The 13,936-nt window shown below is 64.4% G+C and carries 5 protein-coding genes; 4 read left to right on the forward strand and 1 reads right to left on the reverse strand.

Annotation, left to right across the window (positions count from 1 at the left end; all coding sequences use genetic code 11):
- Positions 1 to 187: 187 nt before the first annotated feature.
- The 3 genes from LB577_RS01230 (at position 188) to LB577_RS01240 (ending at position 11,925) form a co-directional block, all read left to right on the forward strand.
- On the forward strand, positions 188 to 8,785 hold the full coding sequence (locus LB577_RS01230; RefSeq protein WP_224685211.1) for a GH36-type glycosyl hydrolase domain-containing protein: 8,598 nt from the start codon (positions 188 to 190) through the stop codon (positions 8,783 to 8,785).
- 373 nt (positions 8,786 to 9,158) lie between these two features.
- A complete protein-coding gene (locus LB577_RS01235) occupies positions 9,159 to 10,931 on the forward strand; it encodes a glucan ABC transporter ATP-binding protein/ permease (protein ID WP_224685212.1) in 1,773 nt (590 codons plus the stop codon).
- A gap of 229 nt (positions 10,932 to 11,160) precedes the next feature.
- Complete coding sequence (locus LB577_RS01240; RefSeq protein WP_023766559.1) at positions 11,161 to 11,925, forward strand: heme ABC transporter permease; 765 nt, start codon at positions 11,161 to 11,163, stop codon at positions 11,923 to 11,925.
- A 1-nt stretch (position 11,926) separates the two neighbouring features.
- On the opposite strand, the gene LB577_RS01245 is transcribed toward LB577_RS01240, so the two are convergent.
- The gene (locus LB577_RS01245) at positions 11,927 to 12,985 is read right to left on the reverse strand and encodes a D-TA family PLP-dependent enzyme (RefSeq protein WP_224685213.1); all 1,059 of its coding nucleotides are present in this window, start codon (positions 12,983 to 12,985) and stop codon (positions 11,927 to 11,929) included.
- Positions 12,986 to 13,231: 246 nt separating this feature from the next.
- On the opposite strand from LB577_RS01245, the gene LB577_RS01250 reads away from it, so the two are divergent.
- On the forward strand, positions 13,232 to 13,918 hold the full coding sequence (locus tag LB577_RS01250; RefSeq protein ID WP_224685214.1) for a D-lyxose/D-mannose family sugar isomerase: 687 nt from the start codon (positions 13,232 to 13,234) through the stop codon (positions 13,916 to 13,918).
- Positions 13,919 to 13,936: the final 18 nt, after the last annotated feature.

The following is a 13,936-nucleotide window of genomic DNA, read 5'->3' on the forward strand; positions in this document are numbered from 1 at the left end:
TCCCCGTCGATCGACCCCGACGAGGAGAGGGGCGCTCGTCTTTGAATGTTGTCGAGAGATGACGCCCTGTCGCGGTGCGGAAGCAAACTTTCGGCAAGTGGGATCATGCAACCAATTGCATTTGAATCGGTTTTAGGGCCATTGCCGTGGCGGTGACGCCGCTGAGTGGCCGCTTACGGAATTTTCAATGAATATTCAGACGAATCCAGCACACATCGAGAAGACGAGCGCGAGCTTTCCGGCCATCACGGAAGAGCCGATAAGATCGACCTTCCTGCCGGAGGAACGCCTTCGGCTGCTCGGCGAAAGCCTGGCAAAAGGCGATCTCACCGACCTGTTCGGCCTGACGCCATTCGACTTCCAGGCCCGCATCCGCGACAGCGCCAAGAAGATACTGGAGGTCTACCGGTCGACCAACGCGGCGCAGGGCAAGGGAGAGACGATCACCCCGGCCGCGCAATGGCTGCTCGACAACAACTACCTGGTCGAGGAGACCATTTTCCAGGTCAAGCGCGATCTGCCGCGCCGCTTCTATCGCCAGTTGCCGACGTTGAAGCTGCCCGATGGCGGCACCGTGCCGCGCGCGCTGGCGCTGGCCTGGACCTATGTGGCGCATTCGGACAGTTCCGTCTCGGCAACCATGTTCAAGGCGATCGTCCAGGGTTTTCAGTCGGTCGAGCCGCTGAAGATCGGCGAACTCTGGGCCCTGCCGTCGCTCCTGCGTTTCGTGCTGATCGAGAATCTTCGCCGGCTGGCGGTCAGGGTCAATCGCACCCGCCAGATGCGCCAGATCTCCAACGACGTGGCCGACAAGGTGCTGGCGACCGACGACAGCGCCGATCGGCAGGCGATCCTGGCCAATTTCTGCGCGCATGCGCAGGACACCACCTTTGCCACCCAGCTTCTCTATCGCCTGCGCGATGGGTCGCAGAATGCCGGCAAGGCCCTGGAATGGCTTGAAGGCGAGCTCGAGAAGACCGGCTCCGATGCCGAGGAGATCATCATCTCCGAGCACCACACGCTCTCCAGCGGCAATGTGACGACCGGCAACATCATCCGCGGCCTGCGCCTCATCAACGACGTCGACTGGACGGTGTGGTTCGAGGGCGTCAGCCGTATCGATACGGTGCTGCGCGAGCGCACCGACTTCGCCGCTCTCGACTTCTTCTCGCGCGATCAATACCGCACCGCGATCGAGGAATTGGCGCGCCGTTCGAACCTGTCGGAATACCGCGTCGCCGAAAAGGCCATCGAACTGGCCGGCCAAGCCGCAAGCGAACATGCCGCCAGTGAACTTGCACCGGCTGGCGATGCTGCTGATTCAATGCCGGCTCCGTCCGCGCACACCGATGTCGGTTTCTTCCTCGTCGGCCCGCGCCGGCTGGAGCTGGAAAAGGCGATCGGCTACCGGCAGACAATCAGCCAGACGGTCAAGCGCACCTTCGCCAAGACCGGATGGGTGGGCATCGTGCTGCCGGTGTTTGCTTTGACCGCTCTGCTGCTTGTCGTCACCGGCAACGCCTTGGCCAACCTCGGCCTGTCGGTGACCTCGATCGTCCTGATGCTGGCCCTGTTCGCCGTACCGGCGAGCGAGGGCGCGCTGGCCTTCTTCAACACCGTGGTCTCGCTGTTCCTCAAGCCGACACGCCTTATCGGCTATGACTACAGGCATGGCGTGCCGGCCGAGGCGCGCACGCTGGTGGTGGTGCCGTCGCTGATCGGCTCGCGTGACGATGTCGAGGAAAACATCCGCAACATCGAAGTGCACTACCTCGCCAATCTCGCGGACGAGATCCATTTTGCGCTGCTGTCGGACTGGCCCGACAGCAAGATCGAAATCGATGCGGCCGACACCGAGATCCTCGAATTCGCCCACGCCGAGATCGCCCGCCTCAACGCCCGCTATCCCTCGGAGGGCGCACCGCGCTTCTACCTCATGCACCGCCGCCGGCTCTTCAACGCGGCGCAAGGCGCCTGGATGGGCTGGGAACGCAAGCGCGGCAAGCTGCATGAGCTTGACCTTTTGCTGCGCGGCGACAGCGACACCACCTTCCTGCCCCTGGAGGTGCCGCTGCCGGAGAAAGTCGTCCATGTGATGACGCTCGACGCCGATACCCGCACCACCCGCGACGCGGTGGCGACCCTGGTCGGCAAGCTCTGCCATCCGCTCAACCGCCCGCATTTCGACGCAACGCGGCGCGTCGTCACCGCCGGCTACACGATCCTGCAGCCGCGCATCACCGCTTCGCTCACCAGCGGCGACGAAGCCTCGTTCTTCCAGCGTGTGTTCTCGGCCAACCGCGGCCTCGACCCCTATGTCTTCGCCGTCTCGGACCTCTATCAGGATGTCTTCGGCGATGGTTCCTTCACCGGCAAGGGCCTCTATCATGTCGACGCCTTCGAGGCGGCGCTGAAGGGCCGCATCGAGGAAAACACCATCCTCAGCCACGATCTGCTCGAGGGTGCACTGGCGCGTTCGGCGCTGGTCACCGATGTCGAGCTGGTCGAGGACTACCCGACCCGTTACTCCGTCGATGCCTCGCGCCACCATCGCTGGGCACGCGGCGACTGGCAGCTCCTGGGCTTCATCCTCGATCCGCGCTCCGGCGTTCCGGCCTTGTCACGCTGGAAGATGATCGACAATCTGCGCCGTTCGCTGACGCCCATCTTCTGGGTGATGGCGGCGATCGCCGGCTGGACCTTGCTGCCCTTCACGCAGGCCGCGCAATGGCAGGCCTTGCTGATCCTCAGCCTGTTCATGGCGCCGACCTTCGACGTCGTCAACGCCATCCTGCCCAAGAGTGGCGACCAGACGCCGCGCGGCCATTTCTCGGCACTTGCCCGCGACGTCGCCTTCGGCACCGCCATGGTGGCGCTGAAGATCGTGCTGATGGCGCACAACGCCTGGATGATGGGCGATGCCATCGTGCGCACCCTCTATCGGCTGTTCGTCAGCCGCCAGAACCTTCTGGAATGGCGCACCGCTTCGCAGGCCCACAAGGCCGGCGACAACGATATCGGCTCGTACTACGGCATGATGTACGGCGCCGTGATCATCGGCTTCGTCGGCCTCGCCATTCCGGTGCTGGCCGATTCCACCGGTGCCTTCGTCGCCTTCTTCTTCGCGCTGTTCTGGATCGGCTCGCCGGCGATCGCCAGCTGGATCAGCCGCTCGGCGGAAACCGAGGACCGCTTGCGCATATCGCAGGCCGATATCCATACGCTGCGCACCGTAGCGCGGCGCACCTGGCATTATTTCGAAACCTTCGTCACGGCGGAGCATCACCATCTGCCGCCCGACAATTTCCAGGAGAGCCCGGCGCCGGTCGTGGCGCCGCGCACCTCGCCGACCAATGTCGGTGTCTACCTCTTGTCGGTCGTCTCCGCGCGCGATTTCGGCTGGATCAGCCTGTCCGACGCCATCACCCGCATCGACGCCACCATGGCGACCATCGAGAGCATGCCGCGCGAGCGCGGCCACCTCTTCAACTGGTATGACACCACGACGCTGAAGCCGCTCTATCCGCTCTATATTTCCGCTGTCGACAGCGGCAACCTCGCTGGCCATCTTGTCGCGGTGGCGGCTGCCTGTGCCGAATGGGCGGAAGCGCCTTCCGTTCACCTCCAGGGCGATTTCGAGGGCATTCTCGACACCGTCACCATCCTCAGTGAAAGCCTCGATGAGCTGCCTGACGACCGCCGCCAGTTGCGGCCCTTGCGCCAGCGTCTCGTCGACCGCCTCGACGGGATGCGGCGCGCGGTCGATACTATCAAGGCGCAGCCGGAGATGGCCTCGATCCGCACCATCAACCTGGCCGTGCTGGCGGGCGAGATCCGCAAGCTGGCGACCGCCATCCACACCGAGGCGGCATCGACGCAGAGCGACATCATCGTCGACTGGGCGGCCAGGCTGGAAGCGACTTGCGAGGCGCATGTCCATGATGCCCACAGCGACGAAAACGCCGTCGAGGCGCTGCGCGCCAAGCTCCTGACCTTGCGCGAGCGCACACGCCGTTTCGCCTTCGAGATGGAATTTGCCTTCCTGATGCGACCGGAACGCAAGCTTCTGTCGATCGGCTACCGGGTCGAGGAACATCAGCTCGATGAAAGCTGCTACGACCTTCTCGCGTCCGAGGCGCGGCTGACCAGCCTGTTCGCCATCGCCAAGGGCGACCTGCCGACCGAGCACTGGTTCCGGCTCGGCCGCCCGATCGTCGAGATCGGCTTCCAAGGCTCGCTGATGTCCTGGTCGGGCTCGATGTTCGAGTATCTGATGCCGCCGCTGGTGATGAAGGAGCCGCAAGGCTCGATCCTCAACCAGACCAGCAAGCTGATCATCAAGCGCCAGATGCAGTACGGCCGCCAGAAGAACGTGCCGTGGGGCATTTCGGAAGCGGCCTACAATGCCCGCGACCGGGAACTGACCTACCAGTACACCAATTTCGGCGTGCCCGGGCTTGGGCTGAAGCGCGGCCTTGGCCAGAACACGGTGATCGCACCCTATGCCACCATACTGGCGGCGCAGTTCAACCCGCGCGAAGCCGTGCAGAATCTTGCGCGTTTGCGCGAGATCGGCGCGCTTGGTCCCCATGGCTATTACGATGCGGTCGATTTCACGCCGCAGCGCGTGCCTGAAGGCACCAACCATGCGGTCGTGCTGAATTACTATGCGCACCATTCGGGCATGTCGATCGCGGCGGTGGCCGACGCGATCTTCGAGGGTCGCCTGCGCGACCGCTTCCACAGCGATCCGGTCATCGAATCGGCCGAACTCTTGCTGCAGGAGAGGGCGCCGCGCGACATTCCGACGGCGACCGTCCGCACCGAGGCCGACGAGCGCTCCAAGGACGAGACCGAGATCGAGAGCCCCGATACCCGCATCGTGCTTGATCCCATGCGGGCGCTGCGTTCGACCAACGTGATGTCGAACGGCCGCTATACGGTGATGGTGACCGCGACCGGCTCCGGCTACAGCCGCTGGGGCGATCTTGCCGTCACGCGCTGGCAGCCCGACCCGGTCGAGGACCGGCTTGGTTCCTACATTTTCCTGCGCGACGCCACCACGGGCGACTGGTGGTCGGCGACATCGGAGCCCAAGCGCGCGGCCGAGGAAAAGACGCAGACCCTGTTCTCCGATGACAAGGCAAGCTTCGTAAAGTTGGTTGGCACGCTGCGATCCGAAGTGGAATGCATCGTCGTCTCCGAAGGCAATGGCGAAGGCCGGCGCGTCACCCTGTTCAACGAAGGGCCGACCGACCGTCACATCGAAGTGACCTCCTTTGCCGAGCTGGTGCTGGGTTTGGAGGCTTCCGACAACGCGCATCCGGCCTTCTCGAAGATGTTCGTGGAGACCGAAATCGCCGCCAACAACGGCGCGATCTTCGCCACGCGCCGCAAGCGCGAAACCAGCGAGCCCGACATCACCCTGGTGCATTTCGTCACCGATCCGTCCGGGCCGGCGCGTGACGCCGAGGCAGAGACCGACAGGCGCGCCTTCATCGGCCGTGGCCGCACCATCGTCGATGCCGCCGCCTTCGATCCCGGCGCCAGGCTCGGCGGCCGCTCCGGCTTCACGCTGGATCCCATCGCCTCGCTGCGCCGTCAGGTGCGCGTGCCCGCCAACAAGAAGATATCGCTGACTTTCTGGACCGTCGTCGGGGCCAACCGCACCGAGCTGGAGGAGGCCATAAACCGCCTCGACCATCAGGAGAGCTTTGCCCGCCAGGCCATGCTTGCCTGGACCCGAAGCCAGGTGCAGACCCGCCATATGGGCCTCAGCCTCGCCGATGCCGCCAATGTGCAGAAACTGGCCCGCTATCTGATCTATCCCGATCCGTTCCTCCGCCTGCCGGCCGATTCCATCGCTGCGGGCCTTGGCAAGCAGTCGAGCCTGTGGCCGACCAGCATTTCCGGCGATTTCCCGATCTTCCTGGTCAGGATCGGCGATGTCGCCGATCTGGAGATCGTTGCCCAGGCGCTGCGCTTCCAGGAATACATGCGCACCCGCGGCATGATGATCGACTTCGTCGTCGTCAACGAGCAGGCCTCGTCCTACGTCCAGGACCTGCAGCGTGCGGTTGAGACGCTGTGTGAAAACAGCCGTCTGCGCGGCAAGGAACTCGGCCCCCGACAGCACATCTTCGCGGTGCGCCGCGACCTGATGGAAGAAACCACCTACAGGACGCTGCTCGCCGTCGCCCGGGTGGTGCTGCATACGCGCAACGGCACCATCTTCGACCAGATCGAGCGGGCCGATGCGGCTGCCTTGCAGGCGCGCGACGGTCTTCAGCCGGCCGGGCTGCCGGCTCCGCGCGAAATTCCGGCGCCGACGACGCATGCGTTCGCCTCGCAGGCCCTGGCTGATGTCAGCGCCGATGGCGCCGGCCTCAGCCAATGGAACGGTTTCGGTGGCTTCGACGGCGACGGGCGGCACTATGTGGTGCGCCTTGCCGGCCGGCGCACCACGCCGCAGCCATGGATCAACGTCGTCTCAAATGCTTCTTTCGGCTTCCACACCTCGGCCGAAGGCGCGGCCTTCACCTGGAGCCGCAACAGCCGCGACTACCAGTTGACGCCGTGGTCGAACGACCCGGTCTCGAACCGGCCGGGCGAGGGCATCTATATCTACGACCAGGCCAGCGGCCGGGCATTCTCGCCGCTCGCAGCCATGGTGCGCGATCCCTCGATGACCTACGAGGCCTGGCATGGCCAGGGTTTCTCGACCTTCCGCTCGAAGCGCGGGCCTCTGTCGATGGACCTGACCCATGTCGTCGATCCCATCGATCCGGTGAAGATCACGCGCCTGCGCATCCAGAACTCCGGCTCGGTGCCGTCGCGCCTGCGCGTCTATGCCTATGCCGAATGGGTGCTTGGCGGGCATCGGTCCCGCACCGCGGCAACCATCGTCCCGTCGCGCGACGGCGCGACCGGGGCGTTGCTGGCGCAAAACCCATACGGCCTCGATTTCAGCGAGCGGGTGGCTTTCCTCGCCGCCGATGCCGGCGTCCACTCGGTGACGGCGGACCGCGCCGAATTCCTCGGCCGGCATGGCTCCAGCGAGCTGCCGCAGGCGGTGCTGAGCGGTGCGGCCTTGTCGGGCCGCGTCGAGGCCGGAGACGATCCTTGCGCGGCGATCGCCCGCGACATCGAGATTCCGGCCGGTGGCGACGTCACGCTGCTCTGGCTGCTTGGCGACGCCGAGTCCTCCGCGCAGGCGAGCGCGCTGGTCGAAAGGCACCGCGGCAAGGATTTTGACCAGCGCCTGGCCGACAACGAGCGCGAGTGGCGCGGTTTCCTCGATACCATCCAGGTCGAGACGCCGGACAAGGCCCTCGACGCCATGGTCAATCACTGGCTGCCCTACCAGAGCCTTGCCTGCCGTATCCGCGCCCGCTCGGCCTTCTACCAGGCGAGCGGCGCCTTTGGCTTCCGCGACCAGTTGCAGGACACGCTGGCTCTGCTGGCGCACGATCCGACGCTGGCGCGCGACCAGATCCTCAACGCCGCGCGGCGACAGTTCCCCGAGGGTGATGTGCAGCACTGGTGGCTGCCGCGCACCGGAGCCGGCGTGCGCACCATGATCTCCGACGACGTGGTCTGGCTGGCCCATGCCACGGCGCGCTATCTGACGGTGACCGGCGACGCCGGCATCCTGAAGGAGCAACTGCCCTTCATCGACGGGCAGGCGCTGGGCGAGGGCGAACACGATGCCTTCTTCACCCCGGAAATCTCGAAGAAGACCGTGTCGCTCTACGACCATTGCGCGCGTGCGCTCGACCTTGCCATCAAGCGCAGCAGTCCTGGCGGCCTGCCGCTGATCCTCGGCGGCGACTGGAACGACGGCATGAACCGCGTCGGCGAGCACGGCAAGGGCGAGAGCGTGTGGCTGGGCTGGTTCCTGCTGAAGACGCTGGGCGATTTCGCCCCCGTCGCCAAGGCCGAGGGCGACACCAAGCGCGCGCAGGCCTGGGCAAAGCATGCCGAGGCGCTGAAGCGGGCGCTTGAAAGCACGGCGTGGGACGGCGAATGGTACCGGCGCGGCAGCTTCGACGACGGCACGCCTCTGGGCTCCCGCACGTCGCAGGAGTGCAAGATCGACTCCATCGCACAATCCTGGAGCGTGCTTTCGGGCGAGGGCGACCCGGCGCGGTCGACGACGGCGATGCAGCAGGCGACCAAGCTGCTCGTCGACGACAAGCTCAAGATCGTGAAACTGTTCACGCCGCCCTTCTCGAAGACTCATAAGGATCCCGGCTACATCAAGAGCTATCCGCCAGGCGTGCGCGAGAATGGCGGCCAGTACACCCACGCCGCCACCTGGTTCGTCATTGCGCTGGCCGAGATGGGGCTGACCGACGAAGCCTATCGCTGCTTCTCGATGCTGAACCCGGTCAACCACGCCTTCGACGAGGCCTCGGCCGAGCATTACCGTGTCGAACCCTATGTGGTCGCGGCCGATATCTATGCCGGAGACGACAAGGGAGGCCGTGGCGGCTGGACCTGGTACACCGGCTCGGCCGGCTGGCTCTACCGGGCGGCGGTCGAAGGCATTCTCGGCATCGAACGGCGCGGCAAGCAGATCACATTACGGCCGAAACTGCCCAGCCACTGGGACGGTTACCAGGCCTCGCTCAAAATGCTTGGCGCCGAGATCAAGGTTCATGTCGTTCGCGACAAAAAAACCAAGACGATCTCGCTTGAAGTCAATGGTTCGAAGACAAAGTCCGCGTCCTTCGAACCCAAGGCCGGCAGCCAGACCGAGGTTGTGGTCAAGATACCGGGGTGAAATCAAAAGGTTAATCCGACCTATCGCGCGTCCTGCGGGGCGCGCGAAGCCGCGCCCGGTTTACTTGCGCGAGATCCGTGGCGGCAACCGCCGGGTGGCCCCTGAATAGGCCGTTCAAGCCTGCTGTGATTAAAAATGTGGCACTGCTCTGCCGTTGCCATGATTTTGCCGCAAGGCTGACATTTCACCTTTTATCTCAAACCGTTAGGTGATCACGTCAGATTTCGCATCGTCGTCATCTTTTGTTCGCTAAATGGGAACGGAAGCGATAGACGGGCATTGTTTTGCGACGCGTCAACCGTTACGTGTCATTAAATGGTGCAGTGCACAATACTGGAATTGAGCACAATAGAGAGTTGGCGGAGTAGCTGAAGTGTCACTTCTGCAGATCTATTGGAGAGCGCTGGGGTATTTGGCCGCCGACAAGAAGCGCGTCGCGCTGATTTGCGGCGCCAACATCGCCCTTGCCGCCATCGCCATCCTGGAGCCAATCATGTTTGGCCGGGTGATCGATGCGATTTCCGCGCATGGCTCGGTATTCTCCACGCTTGCCGTGTGGGCCGGTTTGGGCGCCTTCAACGTCCTAGCTTTCGTTCTCGTGGCGCGCGGCGCCGATCGCTTTGCTCATGCCCGGCGCAGCGAAGTGCTGTGCCAGTCCTTCGAGCGCGTCATCACCATGCCGCTTGCCTGGCACCATCAGCGCGGCACGTCGAACGCCTTGCACACGCTGCTGCGCGCGGTGGAGACGCTGTTCAGCCTGTGGCTCGAATTCATGCGCCAGCATCTGTCCACGGCGGTTGCACTTGTCCTGCTGGTGCCGACCGCACTTAGCATGGATGTACGTATGTCGATGGTGCTGCTTGGCCTCGGCGTCCTCTATGTCGGCATTGGCCGGCTGGTGATGAAGCGCACCAAGGCCGGCCAGGCCGCCGTCGAGCGCCACTATCACAAGGTGTTCGCGCATGTGACGGACTCCGTCAGCAACGTCGCTGTTCTCCAGAGCTACAACCGCCTTGGCCATGAGGCCGAGACCCTGCGCCGCTATGTCAAGAACCTGCTCGACGCGCAGAATCCGGTGCTCGACTGGTGGGCCATCGCCAATGCGCTCAATCGCCTGTCGTCGACCATCTCGATGATGGTGGTGCTTCTGATCGGCGCCTATCTGGTCACCCACGGCCAGTTGCGGGTTGGCGATGTGATCGCCTTTACCGGCTTTGCCACGCTGTTGATCTCGCGGCTCGACCAGATGTCGGCTTTCGCCAACCAGATTTCGGAGGCCCGCGCCAAGCTCGAGGACTTCTACAAGCTCGAGGACTCGGCCGCCGATGTCGCCGAACCGGATGGCTTGCGCGATCTCACCAACGTCACCGGCCATGTCCGCTTCGAGGAAGTCGGCTTCGAATTCCCCAATTCGGGCCAGGGCGTCAGCGATGTTTCCTTCGAGGTCCAGGCCGGCCAGACCGTTGCCATCGTCGGGCCGACGGGCGCCGGCAAGACGACGCTCATCAACCTGCTGCAGCGCGTCTTCTCGCCGTCGCACGGCCGTATCCTGATCGACGGCATCGATACCCGCACCGTGACCCGCAAGTCGCTGCGTCATTCGATCGCCACCGTGTTCCAGGATGCCGGCCTGCTCAATCGTTCGATCGAGGACAACATCCGCGTCGGCCGCGCCGATGCGACCAATGACGAGATCCATGCCGCCGCCAACGCGGCTGCCGCGCAGGACTTCATCCTGGCCAAGAGCGGTGGCTACGACACCGTGGTCGGCGAGCGTGGCGGCCAGTTGTCGGGTGGCGAGCGCCAGCGCATCGCCATTGCCCGCGCCGTGCTGAAGGATGCTCCGATCCTGGTGCTCGACGAGGCGACCAGCGCGCTCGACGTCGAAACCGAGGACCGCGTCAAGGAAGCGATCGACGAGTTGCGGCGCGACCGCACCACCTTCATCATCGCCCACCGCCTGACCACCGTTCGCGACGCCGACCTGGTCGTGTTCATGGACAAGGGCAAGGTGATCGAGATGGGTGGCTTCGCCGAATTGTCGCTGCGCAACGGCCGCTTCGCCAGCCTGCTGCGCGCCGGCGGTCTGCTCAACGACGAGGAAGTCCGCCGCCTCAGCCGTTCCGTACAGGGCGAGGCCGCGTAAGCAGGTGACGGTTCTTCCTTCTCCCCTTGTGGGAGAAGGTGGATCGGCGCGCAGCGCCGAGACGGTTGAGGGGTGTTCCAGGGAACGCCAACGCCTCACTGGAACACCCCTCATCCGACCTCGCTTCGCGAGGCCACCTTCTCCCGCAAGGGGAGAAGGAAGAGGCTTATACGACTGCGACATCGCCGATCGATTGCCCCGGACGCCCCGGCGGTCTATGTAAAGCCGCATGAGCGACATCACTTCACGCCTGACCGGCTGGACCGATCTTGCCAATCCGACGCGCTTCGTCGGGCTGGCCGACAAGGTCGTGCCGTGGCTGGCAACGATTGCGGCGCTTGTCCTCGCCGTCGGGCTCTATATGAGCTTCACCGCGCCTGAGGATTTCCAGCAAGGCATCACCGTTCGCATCATGTACATCCATGTGCCTTTCGCCTGGCTCGCCATGATGTGCTACACGCTGATGGCGCTCTCGGCGCTCGGCACTCTGGTCTGGCGCCATCCGCTGGCCGATGTCGCGCTGAAATCGGCCGCCCCCATTGGTGCCGCCTTCACCGCACTGGCGCTGATTACCGGCTCGATCTGGGGCAAGCCGATGTGGGGTACATGGTGGGTCTGGGATGCGCGGCTGACCTCGGTCTTCGTGCTGTTCCTGATGTATCTCGGCATCATCGCGCTGACCCGTGCGCTCGATGACGCCAGCCGCGCCGCCTGGGCCGCCGCCATCATCACGCTGGTCGGCTTCATCAACATCCCAATCATCAAATTTTCGGTCGACTGGTGGAACACGCTGCACCAGCCGGCCTCGGTGTTCCGCATGGGGGGATCGACCATCGACGCCTCGATGCTCTGGCCGCTGCTGGTCATGGCTATCGGCTTCACGGTGCTGTTCTTCGCATTGCATCTGATGGCAATGCGCACCGAAATCCGCCGCCGCCGGGTCATCGCCATGCGTCGCGTGGCGGCACGGCAGGCCGAGCGGCAGCCGGCCTAATTCATCGCATCCGCCCGCGCGCGGCCACCGGCAGCGTTTCCAGCACCGTCTCGCCGTCGATCAGGTTGACCTCGTCGAACAAATTGGTGACGACGCAGCAATGGTCGGGCACCACGCGCACGCGCTCGCCGATTTTAAGCTTGCCATCGCCGGAAAGCGTGACGGTGCCATGCTCTTCGCTCAGGCCTGTCACCCGCGCGCCGGAGACGCCGAGCAGCTCGCCGAAATCGGGCAGCCCCAGCGTGTCGCTGGACAGCGCCTTGCTGCCGCTGTCGAGGATGGCGCGGGTCGGTGTCGGGTGGCTGACCACCGTCGACAGCACCGTCAGCGCGCAATCGTCGAGCGCGCCGACGCCTTTGGCGACCTGATAGCGGTCGAGATAGATGTAGGTGCCGGGGCGATACTCGGTGACGACGCTGTCCTTGCTGGAACGCCACATGTCCGGTGTGCCGCCGCTGGAGATGCGCTCGCAGGCGAGACCGCAGACGGCAAGCGCCTGGCTGGCGTTGGCGAGCCAGGCTTCGGCCTCCGCCGCACGGCCCGCGGCCGGATAGGTCATCAGCCCTCCGAAGGCGAGGCCTTTGGCCGTGTCGATCTGTCTTGCCAGCCCAACCGCTTCACCCGCTGTCTGTACGCCGCAGCGCCCCATGCCGGTGTCGCACTCGACCAGCACCGTCAGACGATGGCCGGCATCGGTGAAGGTGGCGGCCAGCCCGTCGATGGTCTCCGTGCTGTCTGCCGTCACCGACAAGATTACGCGCCTGTGCAGCGCCAGAAGCCGCTCCAGTTTGGCGCGGCCTAGGATGTTGTAAGGGAGAAAGATATCGGTCAGGCCGGCATCGGCCATCACCTCGGCTTCGCCGATCTTCTGGCAGGTGATGCCGACCGCGCCCGCCGCCACCTGCTTCTTCGCCCAGTAGGGCAGCTTGTGCGTCTTGATATGCGGCCTCAGCTTCAGCCCGTTCTTGTCGGCATGGGCCTGCGCGCGGGAAATATTGGCTTCGGCGCGCGCTGCGTCGATCAGGATCGATGGCGTATCGAGGTCATGGATGGTCGGCATCAGCTGTCACTCCTGAATTCCGCAGGGGTTATGGCCTCGAAAGCGCGTGATGTCACGCAGCCAGCGGACGGGATCGGTGGGCCATCGGTTCACGGCCAGGGCGGGGCAGGCGGCTGGATGGATCGACACCGCACCAGTGTTCGGCTATGCGAATTGCCGTGCATGTCGCCCAAAAGTGGCCAATGGTTTTGGAACAACGGCATGCATGCTGCCAAACAAAGCGTATCGACACGAAGGACCATGATCATGAAACGCTCCGCCATCAACGACATCATCCGCGAAGCCGACGCTTTCATCCGCTCGTTGGGCTATATCATGCCGCCCTTCGCTTATTGGTCACCCGAGGAGATGAAGGCGCGCCAGGTCGATTCCTCCGCCATCTTCACCTCGCGGCTCGGCTGGGACATCACTGATTACGGCCAGGAGAAATTCAACGAGCTTGGCCTGTTCCTTTTCACCGTTCGCAACGGCCGCTACGAGGACATGAAGAAGGGCATGGGCATGCTCTACGCCGAGAAGATCATGATCTCGCGCAAGGACCAACTGTCGCCGATGCACCGCCACAACATCAAGGCCGAGGACATCATCAACCGCGGCGGCGGCAAGCTGGTGCTTGAATTGTTCATGCACGATCGCGACGGCGGCATCGATCCCAAGGCCGAAGTATCGGTGCCGGTCGATGGAACCATCCACAGGATGCCGGCAGGCGGACTGCTGAAGCTCGACCCGGGCCAGAGCGTCACGCTGCTGCCGGGCGTCTGGCACGCCTTCTGGGCCGAGGGCAAGGACGTGCTGATCGGCGAGGTGTCGACCGTCAACGACGACCTCACCGACAACGTCTTCCGCGAGCCGATCGGCCGCTTCTCCAACATCGACGAGGATGTCGCGCCGGTGCACCTCTTGGTGTCCGACTATGAGAAGTGGCTGAGGTAGGGAGCCCGGCTAGCGTAG

The organism is Mesorhizobium sp. B283B1A (genome assembly GCF_020165735.1).
GTDB lineage: Bacteria > Pseudomonadota > Alphaproteobacteria > Rhizobiales > Rhizobiaceae > Mesorhizobium > Mesorhizobium opportunistum.